General features: G+C 66.8%; 15 protein-coding genes. 3 read left to right on the top strand and 12 right to left on the bottom strand.

The annotated features are described in order from the left end of the window. Positions 1 to 62 precede the first annotated feature (62 nt). On the top strand, positions 63 to 2,954 hold the full coding sequence (locus BMY69_RS02095) for an ATP-binding protein (protein WP_090175174.1): 2,892 nt from the start codon (positions 63 to 65) through the stop codon (positions 2,952 to 2,954). On the opposite strand, the gene BMY69_RS02100 is transcribed toward BMY69_RS02095, so the two are convergent. Next, positions 2,850 to 3,890: a sensor histidine kinase gene (locus BMY69_RS02100; RefSeq protein WP_177191049.1), complete on the bottom strand. Its 1,041-nt coding sequence runs from the start codon at positions 3,888 to 3,890 to the stop codon at positions 2,850 to 2,852. The two genes, BMY69_RS02095 and BMY69_RS02100, sit on opposite strands and share 105 nt — an antisense overlap. A 215-nt stretch (positions 3,891 to 4,105) precedes the next feature. Here BMY69_RS02100 and BMY69_RS02105 point away from each other — a divergent pair, with 215 nt between their 5' ends. Then, on the top strand, positions 4,106 to 5,674 hold the full coding sequence (locus BMY69_RS02105; RefSeq protein WP_090175176.1) for a glycoside hydrolase family 30 protein: 1,569 nt from the start codon (positions 4,106 to 4,108) through the stop codon (positions 5,672 to 5,674). An 11-nt stretch (positions 5,675 to 5,685) separates the two neighbouring features. On the opposite strand, the gene BMY69_RS02110 is transcribed toward BMY69_RS02105, so the two are convergent. The 6 genes from BMY69_RS02110 to BMY69_RS02135 form a co-directional block, all read right to left on the bottom strand. Then, entirely contained in the window at positions 5,686 to 5,949 is a 264-nt protein-coding gene (locus BMY69_RS02110) for a hypothetical protein (protein WP_090175177.1), read from the bottom strand. Positions 5,950 to 6,385: 436 nt separating this feature from the next. Beyond that, positions 6,386 to 7,162, bottom strand: a complete 777-nt coding sequence (locus BMY69_RS02115) for a 3-keto-disaccharide hydrolase (protein ID WP_090175178.1) — start codon at positions 7,160 to 7,162, stop codon at positions 6,386 to 6,388. Positions 7,163 to 7,183: 21 nt separating this feature from the next. Next, complete coding sequence (locus tag BMY69_RS02120) at positions 7,184 to 8,095, bottom strand: hydroxypyruvate isomerase family protein (protein WP_255364432.1); 912 nt, start codon at positions 8,093 to 8,095, stop codon at positions 7,184 to 7,186. Positions 8,096 to 8,113: 18 nt separating this feature from the next. Continuing rightward, the gene (locus BMY69_RS02125) at positions 8,114 to 8,704 is read right to left on the bottom strand and encodes a gluconate 2-dehydrogenase subunit 3 family protein (RefSeq protein WP_090175179.1); all 591 of its coding nucleotides are present in this window, start codon (positions 8,702 to 8,704) and stop codon (positions 8,114 to 8,116) included. 10 nt (positions 8,705 to 8,714) lie between these two features. Beyond that, a complete protein-coding gene (locus BMY69_RS02130) occupies positions 8,715 to 10,406 on the bottom strand; it encodes a GMC oxidoreductase (protein WP_090058763.1) in 1,692 nt (563 codons plus the stop codon). Positions 10,407 to 10,415: 9 nt separating this feature from the next. Continuing rightward, entirely contained in the window at positions 10,416 to 11,291 is an 876-nt protein-coding gene (locus BMY69_RS02135; protein ID WP_090175180.1) for a sugar phosphate isomerase/epimerase family protein, read from the bottom strand. Between the two features lie 452 nt (positions 11,292 to 11,743). On the opposite strand from BMY69_RS02135, the gene BMY69_RS02140 reads away from it, so the two are divergent. Then, positions 11,744 to 12,751, top strand: a complete 1,008-nt coding sequence (locus tag BMY69_RS02140) for a LacI family DNA-binding transcriptional regulator (protein ID WP_090175564.1) — start codon at positions 11,744 to 11,746, stop codon at positions 12,749 to 12,751. Here BMY69_RS02140 and BMY69_RS02145 read toward each other — a convergent pair. From BMY69_RS02145 to BMY69_RS02165, 5 genes are all read right to left on the bottom strand, one after another. After that, positions 12,737 to 14,545: a cation:proton antiporter gene (locus BMY69_RS02145; protein WP_090175181.1), complete on the bottom strand. Its 1,809-nt coding sequence runs from the start codon at positions 14,543 to 14,545 to the stop codon at positions 12,737 to 12,739. The two genes, BMY69_RS02140 and BMY69_RS02145, sit on opposite strands and share 15 nt — an antisense overlap. A gap of 113 nt (positions 14,546 to 14,658) precedes the next feature. Further along, the gene (locus BMY69_RS02150) at positions 14,659 to 16,236 is read right to left on the bottom strand and encodes a Gfo/Idh/MocA family protein (RefSeq protein WP_090175182.1); all 1,578 of its coding nucleotides are present in this window, start codon (positions 16,234 to 16,236) and stop codon (positions 14,659 to 14,661) included. A 226-nt stretch (positions 16,237 to 16,462) separates the two neighbouring features. Then, complete coding sequence (locus BMY69_RS02155) at positions 16,463 to 18,379, bottom strand: CocE/NonD family hydrolase (RefSeq protein WP_090175183.1); 1,917 nt, start codon at positions 18,377 to 18,379, stop codon at positions 16,463 to 16,465. Between the two features lie 46 nt (positions 18,380 to 18,425). Then, a complete protein-coding gene (locus BMY69_RS02160) occupies positions 18,426 to 18,956 on the bottom strand; it encodes a VOC family protein (RefSeq protein WP_090175184.1) in 531 nt (176 codons plus the stop codon). A gap of 55 nt (positions 18,957 to 19,011) precedes the next feature. Beyond that, positions 19,012 to 19,860 carry an alpha/beta fold hydrolase gene (locus tag BMY69_RS02165; RefSeq protein WP_090175185.1) on the bottom strand — a complete coding sequence of 283 codons (849 nt, stop codon included), beginning with the start codon at positions 19,858 to 19,860 and terminating at the stop codon, positions 19,012 to 19,014. Between the last annotated feature and the right edge of the window lie 4 nt (positions 19,861 to 19,864).

Below are 19,864 nucleotides of genomic sequence, written 5' to 3' on the forward strand. Positions count from 1 at the left end.
ATGGCACGCGCGTTCTTCCGATAGTTCCCCGTCTTCGTTGACGAAAGGCCGGGAAGCGACACATGGGCACCATCTCCGACGACGTGCAGGTGGAGGGTGCCGAGGTGGTCTTCGGCCCGTTCCGGCTGTTGCCGGTCGAGCGACGGCTGCTGCGCGATGGCCAGCCGGTCGACATCGGCGGCCGGGCGCTGGACCTTCTCGTCGCGCTCGTCGAGCGTCCGGGCCGCGTACTGACGAAGCGCGACATCATCCGGCGCGTCTGGCCCGACGTGGTCGTCGAGGAAGGCAGCCTGCGCTTCCACATGACATCGTTGCGCAAGATCCTCGGTGACGGCGAGGCCGGGGCCCGCTACATCGCCACGCAGGTGGGCGTCGGTTACGCGTTCGTCGCGCCCGTGCAGCGCGTCTTCGCCGAAGCGTCCATGCCTCTGGCCACGCCGGTGCATGGCGGTCTCGTCGCGGGCGCCGGACGGCTGCCGCGTCGCGCGCGGCTGATCGGTCGCGCGAACGACGTCGCGCGCGTGCTCGACCGCCTCGGAACATCGGTGCTCTACACGATCGCCGGCGCCGGCGGGGTCGGCAAGACGAGCCTCGCCGTCGAAGTGGGACACCGGCTCGTCGACGAAGGCCGCACCGTGCGCTTCGTGGATCTCGCGCAGGTCGAGGATCCCGCGCTCGTTCCCTTCGCGCTCGCGAGCGCCCTCGAGATACCGGTGCAAACCGACGATCCGGTGAGCGTCCTCATCGCGCACCTGCGCGCCTCGACGCTCCTGATCGTCGTGGACAACTGCGAGCACGTCGTCGACGCCGCATCGGTGACGCTGGAACGCGTACGATCGTCGGCGCCCGGCGTCGGCATCCTCGCCACCAGTCGCGAGCCGCTGCGCGCGACCGACGAGCACGTGCACTGGCTCGACCCGCTCGCCTTTCCCGCGGAAGGGGACGGCGTTCCGGACGACCTGCTCGCCTTTCCCGCCATGGAGCTCTTCATCGAGCGCGCGCGGGCGGGTAGCGCGATGCCCGAGCCGGGCCCTGAAGATCGACGCCTGATCGCCGACATCTGCCGGCGACTCGACGGCATGGCGCTGCCCATCGAACTGGCGGCGCTGCGCGTGGGCACGCATGGGGTCGCGGCGACGCACGCCATGCTCGGCGAGCGTTTCAGCCTCGGCTGGTCCGGCCGGCGTACGGCGGTACCGCGGCAGCAGACGTTGCGCGCGACCCTGGACTGGAGTTACGAGCTGCTCTCCACCGCCGAGCGGCTCGCCTTCGATCGGCTGTCGGTGTTCGTCGGCCCGTTTTCCTTCGACGCGACCGCGCATGTCCTCGCCGACGCGCGCATGGACGCGGACACCGCGATCGCGACCCTCGACGCCCTCGCGGCCAAGGGCCTCGTGGCCGTGGATCGCGGCGTCGCGGCCGGCTCGTTCCGCTTGCTGGAAATGACCCGAGCTTACGCGCGCGAGCGCATGGCACGGCACGGCGACGCGGAGGTGCGCGCACTGCAGCGCCGGCACGCGGCGTACTTCCTGCGTGTGCTCGACTCGCTCGGCGAAACGGGCGAGGAAGCGGTGCGCGAGTCGATGCGGCTCAGTTGCCAGTTCGGCAACGTGCGCAGCGCGCTGGAATGGAGCTTCGGCCCGCAGGGCGAAAGCACCATCGCCATCCCCCTCGCCACCGTCAGCTCGCGGCTTTTCCTGCGCTTCTCGTTCATGGCGGAATGCCGCACGTGGTGCGAGCGCGCGCTGAACCTCCTCGGGATGCCGTACGTGGGCACGGCGGTGGAGTTCGAGTTGCAGGCCGCGCTCGGACTCGTGCGCATGTTCACGCTCGGCAATACCGATGCGACGGGAGTCGCCCTGCGCCGTGCGCTCGAGATCGCCCAGGCACTGGACCGTCCCTGGGACCAGCTGCGCATCCTCGGCCGGCTGCAGATCTACGAGGAACGCCTCGGCGACTTCGCGGCGTCGCTCGCGTGGGCCGAACTCGCCACCGAGGTCGGCCGCGCGATCGACGAACCGGAGGCCATCGCGGTCGCGGCGTCGCTCGCCGGCGTGTCGCAGCACCTGCTGGGCGACCAGGCGGCCGCACGGCGCTCGCTCGAGCTTTCGCTGCGCTACAGCCTGCCCTCCGAGCTCAGTCGCACGATCCACTACGGATTCGATCACCGCAATCGCTCATGCATCGCGCTGGCGCGCACGCTGTGGCTACAGGGGCACGCCGACCAGGCGCGGCACTGGGTACACCGCGCGTTGCGCGAAGCCGTCGCGCTCGATCATCCGGTCACCCACTGCATCGCGTTGATCTGGACGCTTTCGGTGCACATCTGGACGGGCGAGATCGATCGCGTGAAGGAAGCGCTCTCCACGTTCTCGGTCGCCGCGAACGCGAACATCTTCCGCCCGTACATCGCGGCGGCGGACGGTTTCCAAGGCATCGTGCAGGTACTCGGTGGCTGTTCCGGTCGGGCCGTGGACACGATCCGCGACAGCCTCGCGCGACTGAAGGCGATGCGCTACGAACTGCTGACGACCACGTTCGAGATCGCCCTGATCGAGGCGTTGCTCTCCAGCGACAGACCCCTCGAAGCGCAGGAGCTCGTCGAGGCGAGCATCGCGCACTGCGAGCGCACAGGCGAAGCCTTCGCGCTGCCCGAACTGCTTCGACTCAAGGCCGCGGTGTCGCGGCGGCTGGGCGCTTCCGACAGCACGTTCGAGGAGACGCTTCAGCGCGCGCTCGATCTCGCCACGGCGCAGTCGGCATCGGCGTGGGCGCTTCGCTGCGCGATGGACCTCGCGCGTCACTGGCGTTCCACGTCGCGCCACGCCGAGGCGGACGCGCTCCTGGTGTCATACCGCGATGCCTTCGTCGAAGGTGCCGATACGCGGGACCTGCGCGAGCTCGGCGCGTTGATGGTCGACGTCGGCGCAGGGCAGCAGCAGGGTGACGCATAGGCCACCGGCGTCGCGGTTGGCGAGGCGCAACCGGCCGCCGAGGTTGAGCGCCAGCCGATGCGCGATCGCGAGACCGAGTCCGGATCCTTCGGTGTCGGGGTCGGTGCCACGGCGCACGCGATAGAGCGGGCGCAGGACGGCGTCCAGCTCGTGTTCGGGGATGCCCGGGCCACGGTCCGACACGTCGATGCCCACGGCGCCCGACTCCGTTCTGTGGATGCTGAGCTCCGCATGCCCGCCGTGCTTCACCGCGTTGTCGACGAGGTTGGCGAGGATGCGCCGGAGGTCGTTGGGGCAGGTGTGGATTACGAGGGAGGGCACCGCCGCGAACGCGACCGGCTTCCCCGCGTCCCTGTAATCGCACGCGAGGCTGTCGACGAAGGCGATGAGGCAGAGCTTCACCGGTGACTCGCTCGGCGCTTCGGCGCAGCGCGCATAGCGGACCCCGTCGCGGACGAGGCGCTCCATGCGGTGCAGATCGTCGATCACATACGGCCGCCCGGGCACCTCTTCCATGGCCTCGACGCGAAGACGCATGCGCGCGATGGGCGTCTGCAGGTCGTGCGCGATCGCGGAGAGGAACGCCAGCCGCTCCGCCACGTGATCACGTACGCGCAGGTGGATCGCGCGCAGCGCGTGGGTCGTCCGCGCCATGTCGGCCGACGCGCTCGCCGGTGGCGGCGGGAGCACGTACGCCGGATCGAAGCGTTCGAGCAGCTCGGCCGTCTCGTTGAGCGGGCGCACGGCGACGCCGATCGCATGCCACGTCCACGGCAGCATCGACACGAACGCGACCGTGGCGCCGACGGCGACGGGCGCCCCGGCCAGAATGAGGAGCACGCAGGCCACTTGCGCGAAGAAGATACCCGCGCATTGCAGCAGCATGATGCGCGCGGCGAGCCCATGCGGCAGGGCGAAGCGAATGGGAAAGGACATCGGGCGGTTCATCGATCCACCTCCTCGGGAGGAATCGACCACAGCCTGCGCGCCTTGCTTCGCGGCGGCCAGTTATATGCTGTTAGACGCCGTTAGCGCCCTCTCCTGAACCGAAGGGCCGAGGACATCGGCAAGGCCCCCCGTTCGCCGCTATGATGCCCCCATGCGCGCACGGCTTCCTTCCCCGTACGCCGCCTCCGGTGCGGCCGTGATCCATGGATGAGCGACGGACGGAGTCCCGTCGTGCGATCGCCATCGTCGTCGCGCTCGTGTCGCTGCTCAGCCTGGGCGCGGTCCTCGCGCCGTCGTTCCGCTCACCTGCGGCGGTCGCCGTGGACGCCGCCCCCGCGCCGCCGGTCGCCTCCCGCGTGGAGGTGTGGCTGAGCACGGCCGATCACCGGCTCAAGCTCGCCCGGCAGTCCGACCTGGTCGTGCGTCCGAACGACGCGTCGCCCGCCGACATCGCGATCGACGCCAGCGCGCGCTACCAGACCATGGTCGGTTTCGGCGCGGCGATGACGGACGCCTCCGCGTGGCTTCTTCACACGAAACTGGACGCGCCGCGGCGACGCGAGCTGTTGCGGGAACTGTACGGACCGCCACCGAACCTCAACCTCGACATGATGCGCCTCACGATCGGCGCGTCGGACTTCTCGTTGCGCCTCTACACGCTCGACGACATCCCGTTCGGCCAGACCGACCCGACGCTGCGCCGCTTCGATGTCACGGCCAACGAGGAGGACGTGATCCCCGTCGTCCAGGAAGCGATGGCGATCGAGCCGGACCTGTTCGTGGTCGCCTCGCCGTGGACGGCGCCGGCGTGGATGAAGACGAACGAGAACCTCATCGGCGGCGAACTCCAGGAGCAATACGAGAGCGTCTACGCCGACTACCTCGTGAAGTACGTCGACACGTATCGTGGCTACGGCATTCCCATCGCCGCGTTGACGCTGCAGAATGAGCCCGCCTTCTCGCCCATCAGCTACCCGGGGATGCTCATGGGCCCCGAGCAGCGCGCCCGCATCATCGCGAAATATCTGGGCCCGAAGCTTGCCGGGCGCCGGCCGCCGACACGCATCCTCGACTGGGATCACAACTGGAGCCATCCCGAGCAACCGCTGGCGGTGCTCGGCGATCCCGCCGCGGCACGTTACGTCGACGGCGTGGCATGGCATTGCTACGAAGGCAGCCAGCACGAGCAGGGGCGCGTGCACCGCGCCCATCCCGACAAGAACACCTACATCACGGAGTGTTCCGGTGGCGACTGGGAGCTGAGCGTCAACGGCGAGCTGCTCTGGTTCTCGCGCAACCTCCTCGTCACCGGCATCCGCCAGTGGGCGAAGGGGGCCATCTACTGGAACCTCGCGCTGGACGAAAACCATGGGCCGCACTTCGGCGGCTGCGCGCTGTGCAAGGGCATCGTCACGATCGATTCGCAGACCGGGACCGTCACGCGCAACGACGAGTACTACGCGATCGCGCACTTCAGCAAGTTCGTGACGCGGGGCGCGGTGCGCCTGAAGTCCACGGATACCGACGCCGACAAGAACATCGCCAACGTCGCCTTCCAGAACGAGAGCGACGACGCCTACGTGCTCGTCCTGGTGAACATCAACAAGAAAGCGCGGCGCGTGTCGATCGCCCAGGGCGCGAACCGGATCGAGTACGACATGCCGGCGGAGAGCGTCGCGACGCTCGTCTGGAATCGTAATGCGGCAGGGGCGTGGATACGCCGGGTGCTGCAATGGCTGGGACCTTCGCAGGCCCCGGCCGTCGCGGAGTGATCCGGATCAATTCAGCGGCCGGGCTGCGGGAGCTTGACCACTCCCCCATAGAGCTTCTTATCGAAGACGCCGTCTTCGGGCGGCTCGAAGGCCCAGAATATCTTCACATCCGGCCGATCGGCGGGCTTCCACCTGCCGTCGTACCATCGGCTGATCGAGAACGTGCACGTGTGCGTCGAACCTGGTTCGATCACCTTCTTCACGGGAAGCACGTACTCCACGATGCCTATGCGCTCCCGTGGAACGCCGACCGCGCCCTTTCCTACGAAAGCCATGGTGGCAAGTTCCGTGGAACTGCACGGGGACTCGCGCAGATCGATCTCGACGACATGAGCGCTCGTGTTGGAAAGCCGAATCGACAGTACATCGTCCGGACCTTCCCGTAGTAGCGCTACATTCACCGAAATGGGTCCCCGGTCAGGCGTCCCGCGAGCGGTGAGGCCCGGCGCTTGCGAGGTCGGCCTGCCATCGGCGCCACGAGGGTAGGCGATGTCCTGGCTGAAGGCCGAAACCGCGCAGAGCTGCGATGCGCCGAAAGCAGCCAGCCTCGCAACGTACCTTATCGACATTCCCTTGCCCCCTGGCATCGAGCCATATGTGATGACGTCACTTGTCACCCATCAGACAAGAGCGGCCGAACCGGCCGATCTTGTACGTCGATCGACGTCACCTTCGATCGCAGGATCACCCCATCGTGTAACGCTCTTTAGCTCAGTTCAGCGGCCGGACCCAGATGTTGCGGAAGCTGATCGGCTGCGAGTGGTCGCCGTGGGCCTGGAGCTTGATCGGCGCGTCGGTGTACGCCTTGTACTTCGGCTTGCCGATGTAGAAGGTTTCGCCGGTGAGTTCGGTGTGGTTCTGCACGAGCACGCCGTTGTGATACAGCGTGACGTACGCCGGCGACTTCACCGAGCCGTCGGCGGCGAACACGGGCGCCGTCCAGACGATGTCGTAGCTCTGCCACTCGCCCGGGCGGCGCGCGGCGTTCACGAGCGGCGCGGTCTGCTTGTAGATGCTCGCGGCCTGGCCGTTGACGTAGGTCTTGTTCTGGTACGAATCCATGATCTGGACTTCGTAACCCTCGTCGCCCGGACCGGTGGAGGCGAGGAAGATGCCGCTGTTGCCGCGGCCCTGGCCTTCACCCGTGATGTCTTTCGGAATCTGCCATTCCAGGTGCAGCTGGTAGTTGCGGAAGCGCTGCTTGGTCTGGATGTTGCCCGTGGTCTTGTCGACCGTGACGATGCCGTCGTGCACCTTCCAGGCGGCGGGCGACTGGTCCTTCGACATTTCCCAGCCGGCCAGGCTGCGGCCGTCGAAGAGCACGACGGCGTCGGACGGCGGCGCGCTGTCCGTCGCGCCCGGCGTGACGACCTTGGGTACCGGTTCCCACTGCTCCGTGGCCTTCGGATCGTCCTGCGCCACGGCGGACGTCGCGCCGAGGGTGGCGATGGCAGCGAGGGCGAGGGCCGTCGGATTGAACTGTTTCATGGGCGTTCCTTGGGGAGGGGGTCAGACAGCGCAGATCCGGAACGCCTCGGCGAACGAGTCGAACGGATCCGCGTGGGTCGGCATGAATTCGTGCGCGATGAAGCCCTGGTACTTGAGGTCCGCGATCGCGGTCGCGACGGCGCGGTAATTCAGCTCCTGCGTGCCGTCGATCTCGTGGCGACCGGGCACGCCGCCGGTATGGAAGTGACCGATCCACTGGATGTTGTCGCGGATCGTGCGGATCACGTCGCCTTCCATGATCTGCATGTGGTAGATGTCGTAGAGCAGCTTGACGTTGGGCGAATTCAGACCCTTCGTCACCGCCACGCCGAACGCCGTGTGGTCGCCCTGGTAGCCGTGGTGGTCCACCTTGCTGTTGAGCAGCTCGAGGCACAGCGTGATGCCGTTCTCCGTGGCGTAGGGCGCGATCTTCGACAGGCCGGCGATGCAGTTGTCGATCGCGCGCTGGTCGTCGATGCCGGCCTTGCGGTTGCCGAACATGGTGATGATGTTGGTGACGCCGGCGCGCTTCGCGAGCGGGATCGTGGTCTCGATCTCCTTGATCAGCGTCGCGTGGTTCGCCGGATCGTTGAAGCCCATCTCGATGAAGTTGTCGCGCTTGGCGGGATAGCCCATCGACACGGCCATGCCGTGATCGGCCACCACCGACCACTCGTCCGCGTAGAGCAGGTCGACACCGGTGAAGCCGATCGTCTTCAGGCGCTTGCACAGTTCGGGCAGCGGCGCCTTGGACGTCCAGCGGCTGAGCGACTGCTTGAGGCGTCCACCGCCGGGTGCCGGCGAAGGTGCTTTCCCGGCGACCGCCTGGGCGGAAGCGAGGAGCGGCGCGGCGCCGGCCAGCGCGGCGGCGGTGGCGAGGCGGCTCAGGGCGGAGCGGCGGCCGATATCGGTCGTGTCGTCAGGCATGCTCATGTGGCGAGTGTCTTCCCGTCAGATCTTCAGTTCCGCCTCGACGGCCCACGCCCGGCCGTTGCCGGCCTCGGACAGCGGGATGTCGGCCTTCCACTGGGCGGGCACGGCGGCGTATTGAAGCACCTGCGTGCAGCCCGGCTGCGAGAGGAAGAAGCCCAGCATCGTGAGCTTCTTGGTCATCAGCACGAAGTCGGCGGCCGGCGGGATCTTGCCGCCCTTGGGCACGGCGAGCGCTTCCTTGTGCAGCCGCCCCACGAGCGCCTTGCGCTGCGCGGGGTCGAGCTGCTGGAACGGCTTGCCGCCCGCCTTGTCGAAGGCCGCCATGGCGGTGGTGTAGCGCGCCTGGTCGGGCTTCGCGTAGACCGCGAAGAACAGCTGGTCGATGAACAGCGGCACGCCGGCGTCGGTCGCGCCTGGGGTATCGGTACGCGGAATCACGATGTCGGCGACGGTGCCGACCAGCGTGTACTGCGCCGGATTGAAGAACTGCGGCTTGGCGCCCGGCGCCTTCGCCGCGGCATGCGCGTCGAACACCGCGAGCAACGAGGGGCCCGCGATGGCACCGACGGCCAGCGTGGACATGCTTTTCAACCATTCGCGACGATTCATGGGTCGGTCCTCAGATGTTGCCGCGCTTGAGTTCTTCCACGGCGTAGTTGGCCGCGCGCGCGGTCATCGCCATGTAGGTGAGGGACGGATTCTGGCAGGCGGACGACGCCATGGCCGAGCCGTCCGTCACGAAGACGTTCTTGCACGCGTGCATCTGGTTCCAGCCATTGAGCACCGACGTTTTCGGATCGCGGCCCATGCGCGCGGTACCCATCTCGTGGATGCCGGCGCCGACGTTGGCCTTCATGGAGAACGAGCCGACGTCGCGATAACCGGCGCCGGTCAGCATCTCCATCGCGTCCTCGATGATCGCCTTGCTCATCAGGATTTCGTTCTCCTGGTGCGCGGCGTCGAAGTTGAGCACCGGCAGGCCGTACTTGTCCTTGTGGTTGCGGTCGAGCGTGACGAAATTCTTGTGCGACGGCAGCATCTCGCCGAAGCCCATCATCGAGACGTACCACGGGCCGGGCTCCTGCGCGGCGCGCTTGAGGTCTTCGCCCAGCGCCTGCTGCTCGACGAGGCGCGTCCAGTCCTGACGACCGGCGCCACCCTGGAAACCGAAGCCACGGAGGTACTTCTGCTTGTCGGCGCCGATGTTGCGATAGCGGGGAATGTAGAAGCCGGTGGGGCGGCGGCCGGAGTAGTAGCGGTCTTCATGGCCCTCGACCATGGCGCGCGCGCCGGTGCCGAAGAGGTGGTCCATGATGTTGTGGCCGAGCTCGCCGCTGTCGTTGCCGAAGCCGTTCGGGAAGCGCGTCGAGGTCGAGTTCATCAGGATGTGCGCGGTGCCGAAGGTCGACGCGCACATGAAGATCACCTTGGCGAAGTACTCGGTCTGCTTGCCGGTCTCCGCGTCCAGCACGCGAACGCCCGTCGCCTTGCCCTTGTCGTTGTCGTAGATCAGCTCGTAGACGATGGCGTTGGTCACCATCGTCATGTTGCCGGTGCGCTCCGCGGAGGGCAGGGTGGACGAGTTGCTGCTGAAGTAGCCGCCGAACGGACAACCGCGCATGCACAGGTTGCGGTACTGGCAGGTGCCGCGCTGGGGGCTCTGGTCGTGCTTGAGCGGCGCGGAGAGGTTGGCCGTGCGGCCGATGATGAGCTTGCGGTTGAACTTCGCGTCGAGCTTGCTCTGGAAGTCCTTCTCGACGCAGTTGAGGTCCATGGGCGGCAGGAAGTCGCCGTCCGGCAGCTGGGCCAGGTGGTCGTTGTTGCCGCTGACGCCGATGAAGTGCTCGACGTGGTCGTACCACGGAGCGAGGTCGTCGTAACGGATGGGCCAGTCCACGCCCACGCCTTCCTTGCCGTTCGCCTCGAAGTCCATCGGGCTGAGGCGATAGCTCTGCCGGCCCCACATCAGCGAGCGGCCGCCGACGTGATAGCCGCGGAACCAGTCGAACGGCTTGGTCTCCTCGTACGGATTGTCGATGTCGTCGACGAACCAGTGCTTCGTGGACTGCGTGATGCCGTAGAACGAGGGGCGCGTGTGCTTCGGCCAGCGCGCGAGGTCTTCCTGCGTCGGCTCGTCGCCGTACGGCAGTTCCCACGGCGCCTTCATGGCCGTCGGGTAGTCGAGGTGCTTCACCATCGGGCCACGATCGAGGACGAGCGTCTTGACGCCCTTCTCCGTGAGTTCCTTGGCGGCCCAACCGCCGCTCACGCCGGTACCGACGACGATGGCGTCGAATGTGTTCTTTTCCATACGGGTTCCTTAGCGCAGCGGGCGCAGGTAATCGAAGTCGACGCGCGCGGCGTCGAGCGAGCTCATGCGGGCGAACGGGCCTTCCTGCTCGACGAAGCAATGCTTCAGGCCGGCCGCGTCGGCGGCGGCCATGATCGGCTTATAGTCGAGCGTGCCGCGACCGAGTTCGGCGCCGGGATAGTCCTTCGCGTTGCCGGGCAGGAAATCCTTCGCGTGCATCAGCGGGATGCGGCCCGGGTTGGCCTTGAAGTAGTCGGCCGGGTTCTTGCCGCCGGCGTGGACCCAGCCGCAGTCCAGTTCGAACTGCACGAGCTTCGGATCCGTTTCCGCGAGCAGCACGTCGAAGAACGTCTTGCCGCCACCCACGTCGGTGAACTCGTCGTGGTGGTTGTGATACGCGTACTGCAGGCCGGCCTTCTTCGCCTTCTCGGCGAGACGATTGGCGTACTCCGCCGTGCGCTTTGCATCGTCGAGCGTATAGGTGAGCTTGCCCTGGCCGCCTTTTTCCTTCTGCATCGTCGCGGGCAGCATGCTGCTGACGATGTACTTCGACCCGAGCACGTGCGCGGCATCGATGCCCTTGTCGAAACCCATGCTGTCGAAATGCATGCTGGGGCAGGCGAGGCCCGCTTCCTTCAGCTGGTCGCGCAGCGTTTCGGCGGTGGTGGTGACGATCGCCTCGATCTCGGCGTAGCCGATCGACTTCAGCGTCTTGAGCGTGCCGACGGGATCCTTCTGGTACGCGTCGAGCACCATGTAGAGCTGGATGCCCATCGTCTTGCCCGCGGATGCGGCGGCGAGAAGTTTCCCGGACGTGCCGAGACCGAGCCCCAACGCCGTGCCGCACAGCGCGGACCGCGCAAGAAACTGCCTGCGAGTCATCATGAGAGAGTTTTCCGAGTCTTTGGGTGCCGACGAGGGGCACGAATCCATGCCGGGCGTCACCGGTCGGTTACCCTGGCGCTTGTCGAAATCGACTGGCTTGCCATGCTTCCCCCAACGGCCCACCGCCGTTGAAAATGTATTCGATTACATCCGCATGGCCGGTGGACCCGAAGTCCTTCACCATGAACGGGATGTGTGAGGTTCAACAGGCGGCTTGCGGGTCGCGCGCCATGAACATGCCAAGATATGTATCAGATGGGTGAAGAGCCCTGCAACGGTTTTATGCAAGCCGTTACGTTGCACCGCAACATATAGGGAACGGTGCGAGCGGCGTTTCGCTCGTTCACGTCCACGCAGGAACGGGATGAGATCGGGTGAGCGTCGAGCGACCAGGACCGAAGAAGAAAAGCGGCAAGGGCCGTGGCGCTCATGTTGCGCCGCAGACGGTACGCGTGCGTACGGTCAAGGAGATCGCCGCGATCGCGAAAGTTTCCGTCGCAACGGTGTCGCGCGCGCTGCAGCGTCCGGAAATCGTCAGTGAGGAAACCCGCCAGCGCATCCACGAGATCGTCAAGCGGCTGGGCTACACGCCGAACGCGCTCGCACGCAACCTGCGCACGGCGCGCACGCGCCTGATCGTCGCGCTGCTTCCCGATATCGCCAATCCGTTCTTCTCGGAAGTGATCCGCGGCATCGAGCAGGTCGCTTACGAGAACGGCTATTCCGTGCTGCTCGGTGAAACGCAGAGCAACCTCGTCCGCGAACAGGCGTACGCCGACATGGTGGCCGCGCGGCAGGCGGACGGCATCATCACCATGTTCCACCGCATACCGACCATCCCGGTGGATGGTCGCCTGCCGATCGTCAACGCCTGCGAATACGTGAAGGATCGTTCGATCTCGAGCGTGTACGTGGACAACGTGGCGGCCGCCGCCACCGCCGTCGACTACCTCGTGAGCCTCGGCCATCGCGATATCGCGTTCGTCGCGGGCCCGTCGTCGAGTCCCATCTGCGTCGATCGCGAAGAGGGCTACCAGCTGGGACTGAAGCGTGCCGGCATCCGCGCGAATCCGGCGCTGGCCGCGGTGGGCGACTTCTCCATCGAGGCCGGGGAGCGCGCGGTCGATCACCTGCTTGCGCAGGGTGGCGCCTTCACCGCCGTGTTCTGCTCCAACGACGAGATGGCCATCGGCGCGATGCGCGCATTGATCTCGCGCGGGCTGCGCGTGCCGGAGGATGTGTCGGTGGTCGGCTTCGACGACATCCGCTTCTCGCGCTACACCACGCCCGCGCTGACGACGCTGTCGCAGCCGAAGAACGCCCTGGGCCGCGAGGCCATGACGATGCTGATCGAGATCCTCAACGATCCCGAGGTGCCGCCGCGCAAGCGCGTCCTCTCGGCCGAGCTCGTGGTGCGTGGCTCCACGGGGCCGTGCCGCCGGGACTCACGTCCCGTCTGAGGCCTCGTTCGCCTGGGGCGGCACGAGCGCGATCACCGTCCAGCCGGGGCGGGGCGCGAGAGGGTGCGGACCCGTGGCGATGCGCAGGTCGCCGCGCGGCTCGACGCCGAAGAGCGGCAGGGCGTCGCTGCCGTACCGGGCCAGGAATGCCGTCCAGTCGAAGGTCTCGCTGAGGCGCGTAGTCTTCACGCGCCAGCCGTCGCGCAGCAGGTCGTCGAAGCGGTCGTGCGTCATGTCCTCGGCGAACAGCGCCGGCGCGAGCAGGCTGCTCGCCAGCGACACGCGGCCATGGCTTTCCTCCGGCGACAGATTGCGCAGACGGAACACCTTGTCGCGACCGAATTCTTCGCGGTAGTGCACGCTCACCAGCGAATTCAGCTCGCGATGCGTCGACATCGCGAGCAGGTGCCCGATGCCGGCGAGATCGAGGTGGCGGTCGGCGGCCTGCGAGGCGGGATTGCCGAAAAACGTCGGCACGCCTTCCATGCGGACGGTCCGGATGCCATGCCAGTCGTCGTCCGCGACGACGACACGCAGGCCCTCGATGGCATGCAGCGCCCGCGCCACCTCGATGGCGACGGCGTTGGCGCCGTACAGCAGCACGCCGCGCGGCTCGGGCTCGGCCACCTTGAACCAGCGCGCGAGCGGACGCGCCGTCGCGCTCTGGAACACCACGGTGCCGATGATCATGAGGAAGACGAGCGGGACGAGCCTGTCCGCGCCGTTCATGCCGGTCTCCTCCATGCGTATGGCGAACAGGGCGGAGACCGACGCGGCGACGATACCGCGCGGTGCGATCCAGCCGATGAGCGCGCGCTCGCGCCACGTCAGTTCGCTGCCGAGGGTGGAGACGAAGACCGACAGCGGACGGATCACGACCTGCGCCACCGCGAAGATCGCGAGCCCGGCGACGAGCGCGCCGTCGGGAAGCGGCCAGTCGAGTCGCGCCGCCAGCAGGATGAAGAGCGTGGACACCAGCAGCGTCGTCAGGTGCTCCTTGAAATCCATGATGTCGTCGATGTGCACGTCGCGCATGTTGCCGAGCGCGATGCCCATGATCGTCACGGCGAGCAGGCCCGACTCGTGGGCGATCGCGTTCGACAGGCTGAACGTCATGAGCACGGCGGCCAGCGTGCCGAAGTTCTGCAGGTACTCGGGAATCCAGTGGCGCCGCAGGAGGTTGCCGTGCAGGAACGCGGCGATGCCGCCCGTCACCGCGCCGCACGCGATCGTGCCGAGGAACACCTGCAGCGAATGGCCCTCGCGATGCGACGCGATCGCCTCGTACACCAGCACCGCGAACAGCGCCCCGATGGGATCGATCACGATGCCTTCCCAGCGCAGCACGTTCGCGATGCGCGCGTTCGGGCGGACGGTCCGCAGCATGGGCGCGATGACCGTGGGACCCGTCACGCAGGTGAGCGCGCCGAACAGGAACGAGAGCTCCCAGCCCAGCCCGCCGATGACATGCGCCGCCGCGGCGAGCAGCGCCAGGGCCAGGAGGGCGCCGTAGGATACGAGCCCACGGACGGCATGGCCGATGCCTTTGAGCTCATGGAAGCGGAGCGTCAGGCTCCCCTCGAACAGGATCACCGCGACCGCCAGCGACACGACCGGGAACAGCAGGTCGCCCATGAGCTTGTCGGGCCGCAGCAGCCCGGTGACTGGTCCGGCGACGATGCCGGCGAGCAGCAGGAACAGGATGGCGGGCAGGCGCACGCGCCACGCCAGCCACTGGCAGAAGAACCCGATCACGAGCATCAGGGTCAGCAGCAGGGCGGGTTCGATCGACATGGGATCCTTTGACCGGCATGGACGGGGCCGGCTCGCGGCGCAGCCTACAAAGGATCATGTGAAAACCGGGCGGTGCCCGGACGGCGCGCGTCCCTGCGCGCCGGTGGCCAGCCTTAAAGGGTCCAGCCCTTGCGGTACTCGCGGGTCAGGTACTGGTTGGCGTCCGCCAGGTTGGTGATGCGCATGTTGGCCGCGTCGTACTCGATGCGGCCGCCCGCGCGTAGGGCCACGACGCCCAGCAGCATGATTTCCGTGAGCTTGGCGGCATACGGGAACGGCGACGTCGCCTCGCCCTTGCCCTTGCATGCATCCACCCAGTTCATCTCGTGGGACGTCTTGATGCGCGCGACGGTCTGCGGCGGCGTGCCGACCGAGTCGTGCAGCGACTTCGGCAGCAGACGCGGGTTGTCGCCGTAGGTTTCGTGCACGAGCTTGCCCTTCGAGCCGACGTAGAGCGTGCCGCCGTCGGGCATCTGGCCGGCGCCGAGCGCTTCGAGGCCCGGCGGCACCAGCCCGCCGTCGTACCAGGTGAGCTTCACCGGCGGCTTGTCGCCGCGCGCCGGGAAGTCGAAGTGCGTCATCGTGGCCATCGGGTACGAGGCCTTGTCGAACGGCGTCGAGACCGTTTCGATGGCGGTGGGCAGGCCGAGGTCGAGCGACCAGAATGGCGAGTCGAGCAGGTGCGCGCCCATGTCGCCGATGGCGCCCACGCCCCAGTCCACCCAGCCGCGCCAGTTGAACGGGTGATAGACCGGGTGATAGCCGACTTCCGGCCCCGGGCCGAGGAAGAGGTCCCACTCCAGACCCTTCGGCAGCGGGTAGTTGCCGACCATCGCGTTGGCGAGGCGGGCCGTCACCGCGTTCATGTCCCAATCCGCGGGACCCGGGGGCGGCACGGCGACCGGGCGGGGAATGCCCTGCGGCCAGTACGCGAGCGGACGGTTCGTCCATGCGTGGACTTCGCGGACCTCGCCGATCGCGTTGGCGGCGATGTAATCGTTGACCAGGCGCGCGTCGTCGGACGAGTGCCCCTGGTTGCCCATCTGCGTGACGATGCGCGGGTTGTCGATGGCCTTCTTCGACAGGAAGCGCGCTTCGTGGATCGACCACGTCAACGGCTTCTGAAGATAGACGTGCTTGCCGTGGCTCATCGCCGCGCTGGCGATCGTCGCGTGCAGGTGGTCCGGCGTGGCGATGACCACCGCGTCGATGTCCTTCTGCTCGTCGAGCATCCGGCGGAAGTCGGTATGGCGCTTGATCGAGCCATACTGGCGCGAGAGCAGGCGAATGTGCTCGATGTCCTCCTGCACCTTCTTGCGCTCGGCGGGCGTCTTCGCCTTGTCGAGCCGCGCCTGCGCCTTGCCCAGGCTGTCGAACATCTTGTGGAACGACTTGTCGGTGTAACCCCAGTCGACATCGCACAGCGCCACGATGTTCTGGCTGGCGAGGTTGCGGATGTTGCTCGCGCCCATGCCGCCGACGCCGATGCCGGCGATGTTGAGCTTGTCGCTGGGTGCCGTGTGACCCACGCCGCCGAGGACGTGGCGTGGGACGATCATGAGTCCCGTCGCCGCGATAGCGGTGCCCGTGATGAAGCTGCGGCGTGAAAGCTGGATGTTCCCCTGGGTGTCCGTGCGCGCGTCGCTCGCGCGGTCGTTCGCCCCTGATTCGGTCTTCGGTTCGTCCGTCATGCTCTGTGCTGTCTCCCGAGTGGTTGCCAGTTAGCGTTCGGGACGAGGCCCCGAATCCCCATGATAAGCACGTGTTCTTATCACAGAGTGGGGCCGGATTCTCACATTGATGCGCGTCGATACTTCACGGAAGTGATTTCAGCGGTGGCCGTCTGGGTGTCTGGGCGGCTTTTCGACGTGCGTGAAACGACGTACGCGTGCGCATGGTTTCGCGCGTTTCGATGCGCTACGGCGCGATCGCGGTGGACGACGGCACAATCGGAAGCAAGACGGCGCTCGGTCCCTGACTGCCATGCTCGATCGTCACTGTCGCGGGCCGATAGTCATGCGGTTGCGCGAAAAAAATGTTGGGCACATATGTTTGTGGGTTGCGATCGTAGAGCGGGAAAAGCGACGACTGCACCTGGACCATGAGACGATGGCCCGGCCTGAACGTGTAATTGATCGTCGGCAGTCGGAACCTGTATTCCTGCACGACGCCCGGATCGATGGCGGAGGGATGTTCGAAGCTCTTCCGGTAACGCCCACGGAACATCGCGAGGCTCACGGGAAGCTGGTAGCCGGACAGTTCCGGCGCGTCGGCGTTGCTGGCCGGGTAGACGTCGACGATCTTCACGACCACATCGGCGTCGCTTCCCGTGGTGCTCATGAAGATGTCGGCGACAGGTGCGCCCTGAACATGCACCGGCGCCTCGAGGATCGGCGTCTGGTAGCTCATCACGTCGGGCCGCGTGGATACGAAGCGCTGATCCTGCACCAGCCACGTCGACCAGCTCGCGTGATCGCCCATGCGGATCGGCAGTGGCTCGAACGGTACCGGCTTGGCGGGATCGGAGACGTAATTGTCGCGACCCGCGTCGGGGAGCGTGCGCGCGAGGCCGCCCTCCGGTTGCAGGTACATCGGCGTGAGTTCGTCGGGACCGGCGCCGGGCCAGTCGGCGAAGCGCTCCCAGCGATCCTCCGCCGGGTTGTAGATGATCACGTGCGGCGTGGGCCGCGCCGGCTTGCGATCGCGAAGATAGGTATCGAAGAAGGGCAGCAGTACCTCGCTGCGAAACCAGGCCGCGGTGTCGCCGCTCCAGCGCAAGGGGCCGAGCGCATCGGCGCGGCCGTTCACCTGGCTGTGGTACCAGGGCCCCATGGCGAGGTGATTGGTCGCCGCCATCCTCTTCGCCTTCAGCGCTTCCCAGCTATGGACGGCGCCGTAGATGTCTTCCTGATCCCATAGTCCCTGCACCCACATGGTTGGAACCGACGAGGGATGTGCGGCGACGAGTCGGTCGAGCGCCTGGCCCTGCCAGAGCGCGTCGTAGGCGGGATGGCTCGACAGGCGTTGCCACCATGGAAGCCGATCGATGCCGTGCAGCGCGGCGTATGCACCTGCCGAGCCGGCGTCGAGCATTTCCTGGTAATCGTCGCGCCCCGTCCGGGGAACGGCGCGTCCTTTTCCCTTCGCGGTGGTTTGCTCGACGACGTAGTCGAACATCTTCTGACGGAAGGCCCCGTGCTGAAACCAGTCGTCGCCCATCCAGCCGTCGATCATCGGACTCTCGGGTGCCGCCACCTTCAGTGCCGGGTGCGGATGCAACAACGCCATGACGACCGCCCAGCCGTCGTACGACGAACCGATCATGCCGACGCGACCGTTGCTTTCGGGCACATGCTTCACCAGCCAGTCGATCGTGTCGTAGGCATCGGTCGTGTCGTCGGTCTTCGTGGGATTGAGCGGACCGATGGGAGGCCTCGTCATGACGTACGTGCCTTCCGAACCGTACTTGCCGCGTACGTCCTGCGCGACGAGGATGTAGCCGTTGTCGGCCCAGACGCGATCGCCCGGGAGCAGGCGATCGCGGAGCCTTGCGCCGCCGTCGGATACGAACGAGCTCGCATCGTATGGCGTGCGTTCGAGCAGCATCGGTTCGCCCGTCGCGCCACGCGGGATGACGATCACCGTATGCAGCTTCACGCCGTCACGCATCGGGATCATCACCTCGCGCCTGACGAAATCGTCATCGCGAGCCGGTTCCTGCCATGCCTTCGGTATGTCACTGCCGCGCTGGACGGGATCGACCGGCGCCACCTGTGCATGGGCCGTGGAGAGAAGCAGGAGAAGCGCCGCGGCAGCCCGCACCATGGATGGCATTCGTCGATCCTCGTGTGAGCCGTACCGTCGGCGCTTCCGGCTTCAATCAACCCTCGTCCTGCCAACGACGCAGGTCCGTCTGATCGTGGTAGGGCATGCGATCGGGCGTGGTGATGAACTCCATCGTCGTGCCCCACGGCATCTGACAGTAGCAGACCTTGTTGCCCGGTCCCTTCTCGGTGGCGTACGGAATGGCGCGAGGCGCGGTGAGCGCCTTGCCACCCGCCTTCTCGAAGCGCGCGACGGAGGCGTCGATGTCGTCGGTGTACAGCGCGAAATGCGTGATGCCGAAGTCGCTGGCGCGGATCGGCTGCGCCTGTTCCGGACCGTGCATCTCGAACAGCTCGATGTCGGGGCCGGTGCCGATCTTCACCATCGCCTGGGCGCGGACGACGGTGCCCGGGTAGGCGCCAACCGCACGCTCGAACTCGGGGCCCTGTCGCGGCGGATCCTGCGGTCCGAACGACTGATAGAGGAGCTGGCCGCCGAAGGCCTCGATGAGGAACGCTTTCGCCGCTTCGATGTCCGGAACGGTGATGCCGACGTGGTTGACGCCGCGGATTTCAGGTGCAGACATGATGGTCTCCATTGGGTTAGGGTGTTGACGTGAAGCGTGCCGAGGTCGTCCCGGATCACCGGGCGCCCAGGAAATCGATCAGTGCCGCGGCGACCTCATCGGGCCGTTCGTCCGCGACGTAGTGGCTGCACTGCGCGATCGAGCCGCCCGTGACGTCGCTCGCGAACTCGCGCAGCATGGGTACCATCCGTGGGCCGAAGCGCTGGTCGCCGCCCAGCGCGAGGACGGGTATGTCCAGGGGCTGCTTCTTGTATTCGAGCGACGCGGCGTGGTCCGCGGTGAGCGTCCGGTACCACTCCATGCCGCCGCGTGTGCGGCCGGGTAGCGCCATGGCTTTGGCGAAGATCTCGACATCGGCCGGATCGAAGCGGCTGTGGTCGTGGAACCGCTCGGCCATGAACGCCGAGACGTAGTCGTACTCGCGTCCATGGATCATCCGCTCCGGCAGATCGCGATTCATATGGAACGAGAAGTGCCACAGCTTCGCGATGGTCTCCTCCCATCCGCTCCATCCCGGAAGCGGAACGTCGAGAACCGCGAGATGCGTGACCGCGTCCCGGAACAGCGCCGCCTGCGGCAGCGCGACCATGCCGCCGATGTCGTGGCCGCACACCGCGTAGCGTTCATGGCCGAGCGCGCGCATCACCTCATGCGCGTCGCGCGCCATCGTCGCCTTGTCGTAGCCGTCCAGCGGGCAATCGGAGAAGCCCGCACCGCGAAGGTCGATGGCGACCACGCTGTGATGCCTGGCGAGTAACGGCATCACGTGATGCCACTCCCACCAGGTTTCGGGCCATCCGTGGAGCAGGAGGATGGGCGTGCCTTCGCCGCCCGTGACGGCATTGATCCGGATGCCGTTGACCGGAACCAGTTGCTGGGTGAAGCCGGGTAACGTGGGGAACATGCTT

Origin of the sequence: Luteibacter sp. UNC138MFCol5.1 (assembly GCF_900110505.1) — a bacterium.
In the GTDB taxonomy this organism is placed as follows: Bacteria; Pseudomonadota; Gammaproteobacteria; order Xanthomonadales; family Rhodanobacteraceae; genus Luteibacter.

What these genes read in the sequence shown, in the direction of transcription:
- BMY69_RS02095 (WP_090175174.1), top strand. Translation starts at nt 63, where the DNA reads ATGGGCACCATCTCCGACGACGTGCAGGTGGAGGGTGCCGAGGTGGTC.
- BMY69_RS02110 (WP_090175177.1), bottom strand. Translation starts at nt 5,949, where the DNA reads ATGGCTTTCGTAGGAAAGGGCGCGGTCGGCGTTCCACGGGAGCGCATA.
- BMY69_RS02105 (WP_090175176.1), top strand. Translation starts at nt 4,106, where the DNA reads ATGGATGAGCGACGGACGGAGTCCCGTCGTGCGATCGCCATCGTCGTC.
- BMY69_RS02100 (WP_177191049.1), bottom strand. Translation starts at nt 3,890, where the DNA reads ATGTCCTTTCCCATTCGCTTCGCCCTGCCGCATGGGCTCGCCGCGCGC.
- BMY69_RS02135 (WP_090175180.1), bottom strand. Translation starts at nt 11,291, where the DNA reads ATGATGACTCGCAGGCAGTTTCTTGCGCGGTCCGCGCTGTGCGGCACG.
- BMY69_RS02165 (WP_090175185.1), bottom strand. Translation starts at nt 19,860, where the DNA reads ATGTTCCCCACGTTACCCGGCTTCACCCAGCAACTGGTTCCGGTCAAC.
- BMY69_RS02150 (WP_090175182.1), bottom strand. Translation starts at nt 16,236, where the DNA reads ATGACGGACGAACCGAAGACCGAATCAGGGGCGAACGACCGCGCGAGC.
- BMY69_RS02120 (WP_255364432.1), bottom strand. Translation starts at nt 8,095, where the DNA reads ATGAGCATGCCTGACGACACGACCGATATCGGCCGCCGCTCCGCCCTG.
- BMY69_RS02155 (WP_090175183.1), bottom strand. Translation starts at nt 18,379, where the DNA reads ATGCCATCCATGGTGCGGGCTGCCGCGGCGCTTCTCCTGCTTCTCTCC.
- BMY69_RS02145 (WP_090175181.1), bottom strand. Translation starts at nt 14,545, where the DNA reads ATGTCGATCGAACCCGCCCTGCTGCTGACCCTGATGCTCGTGATCGGG.
- BMY69_RS02130 (WP_090058763.1), bottom strand. Translation starts at nt 10,406, where the DNA reads ATGGAAAAGAACACATTCGACGCCATCGTCGTCGGTACCGGCGTGAGC.
- BMY69_RS02160 (WP_090175184.1), bottom strand. Translation starts at nt 18,956, where the DNA reads ATGTCTGCACCTGAAATCCGCGGCGTCAACCACGTCGGCATCACCGTT.
- BMY69_RS02115 (WP_090175178.1), bottom strand. Translation starts at nt 7,162, where the DNA reads ATGAAACAGTTCAATCCGACGGCCCTCGCCCTCGCTGCCATCGCCACC.
- BMY69_RS02125 (WP_090175179.1), bottom strand. Translation starts at nt 8,704, where the DNA reads ATGAATCGTCGCGAATGGTTGAAAAGCATGTCCACGCTGGCCGTCGGT.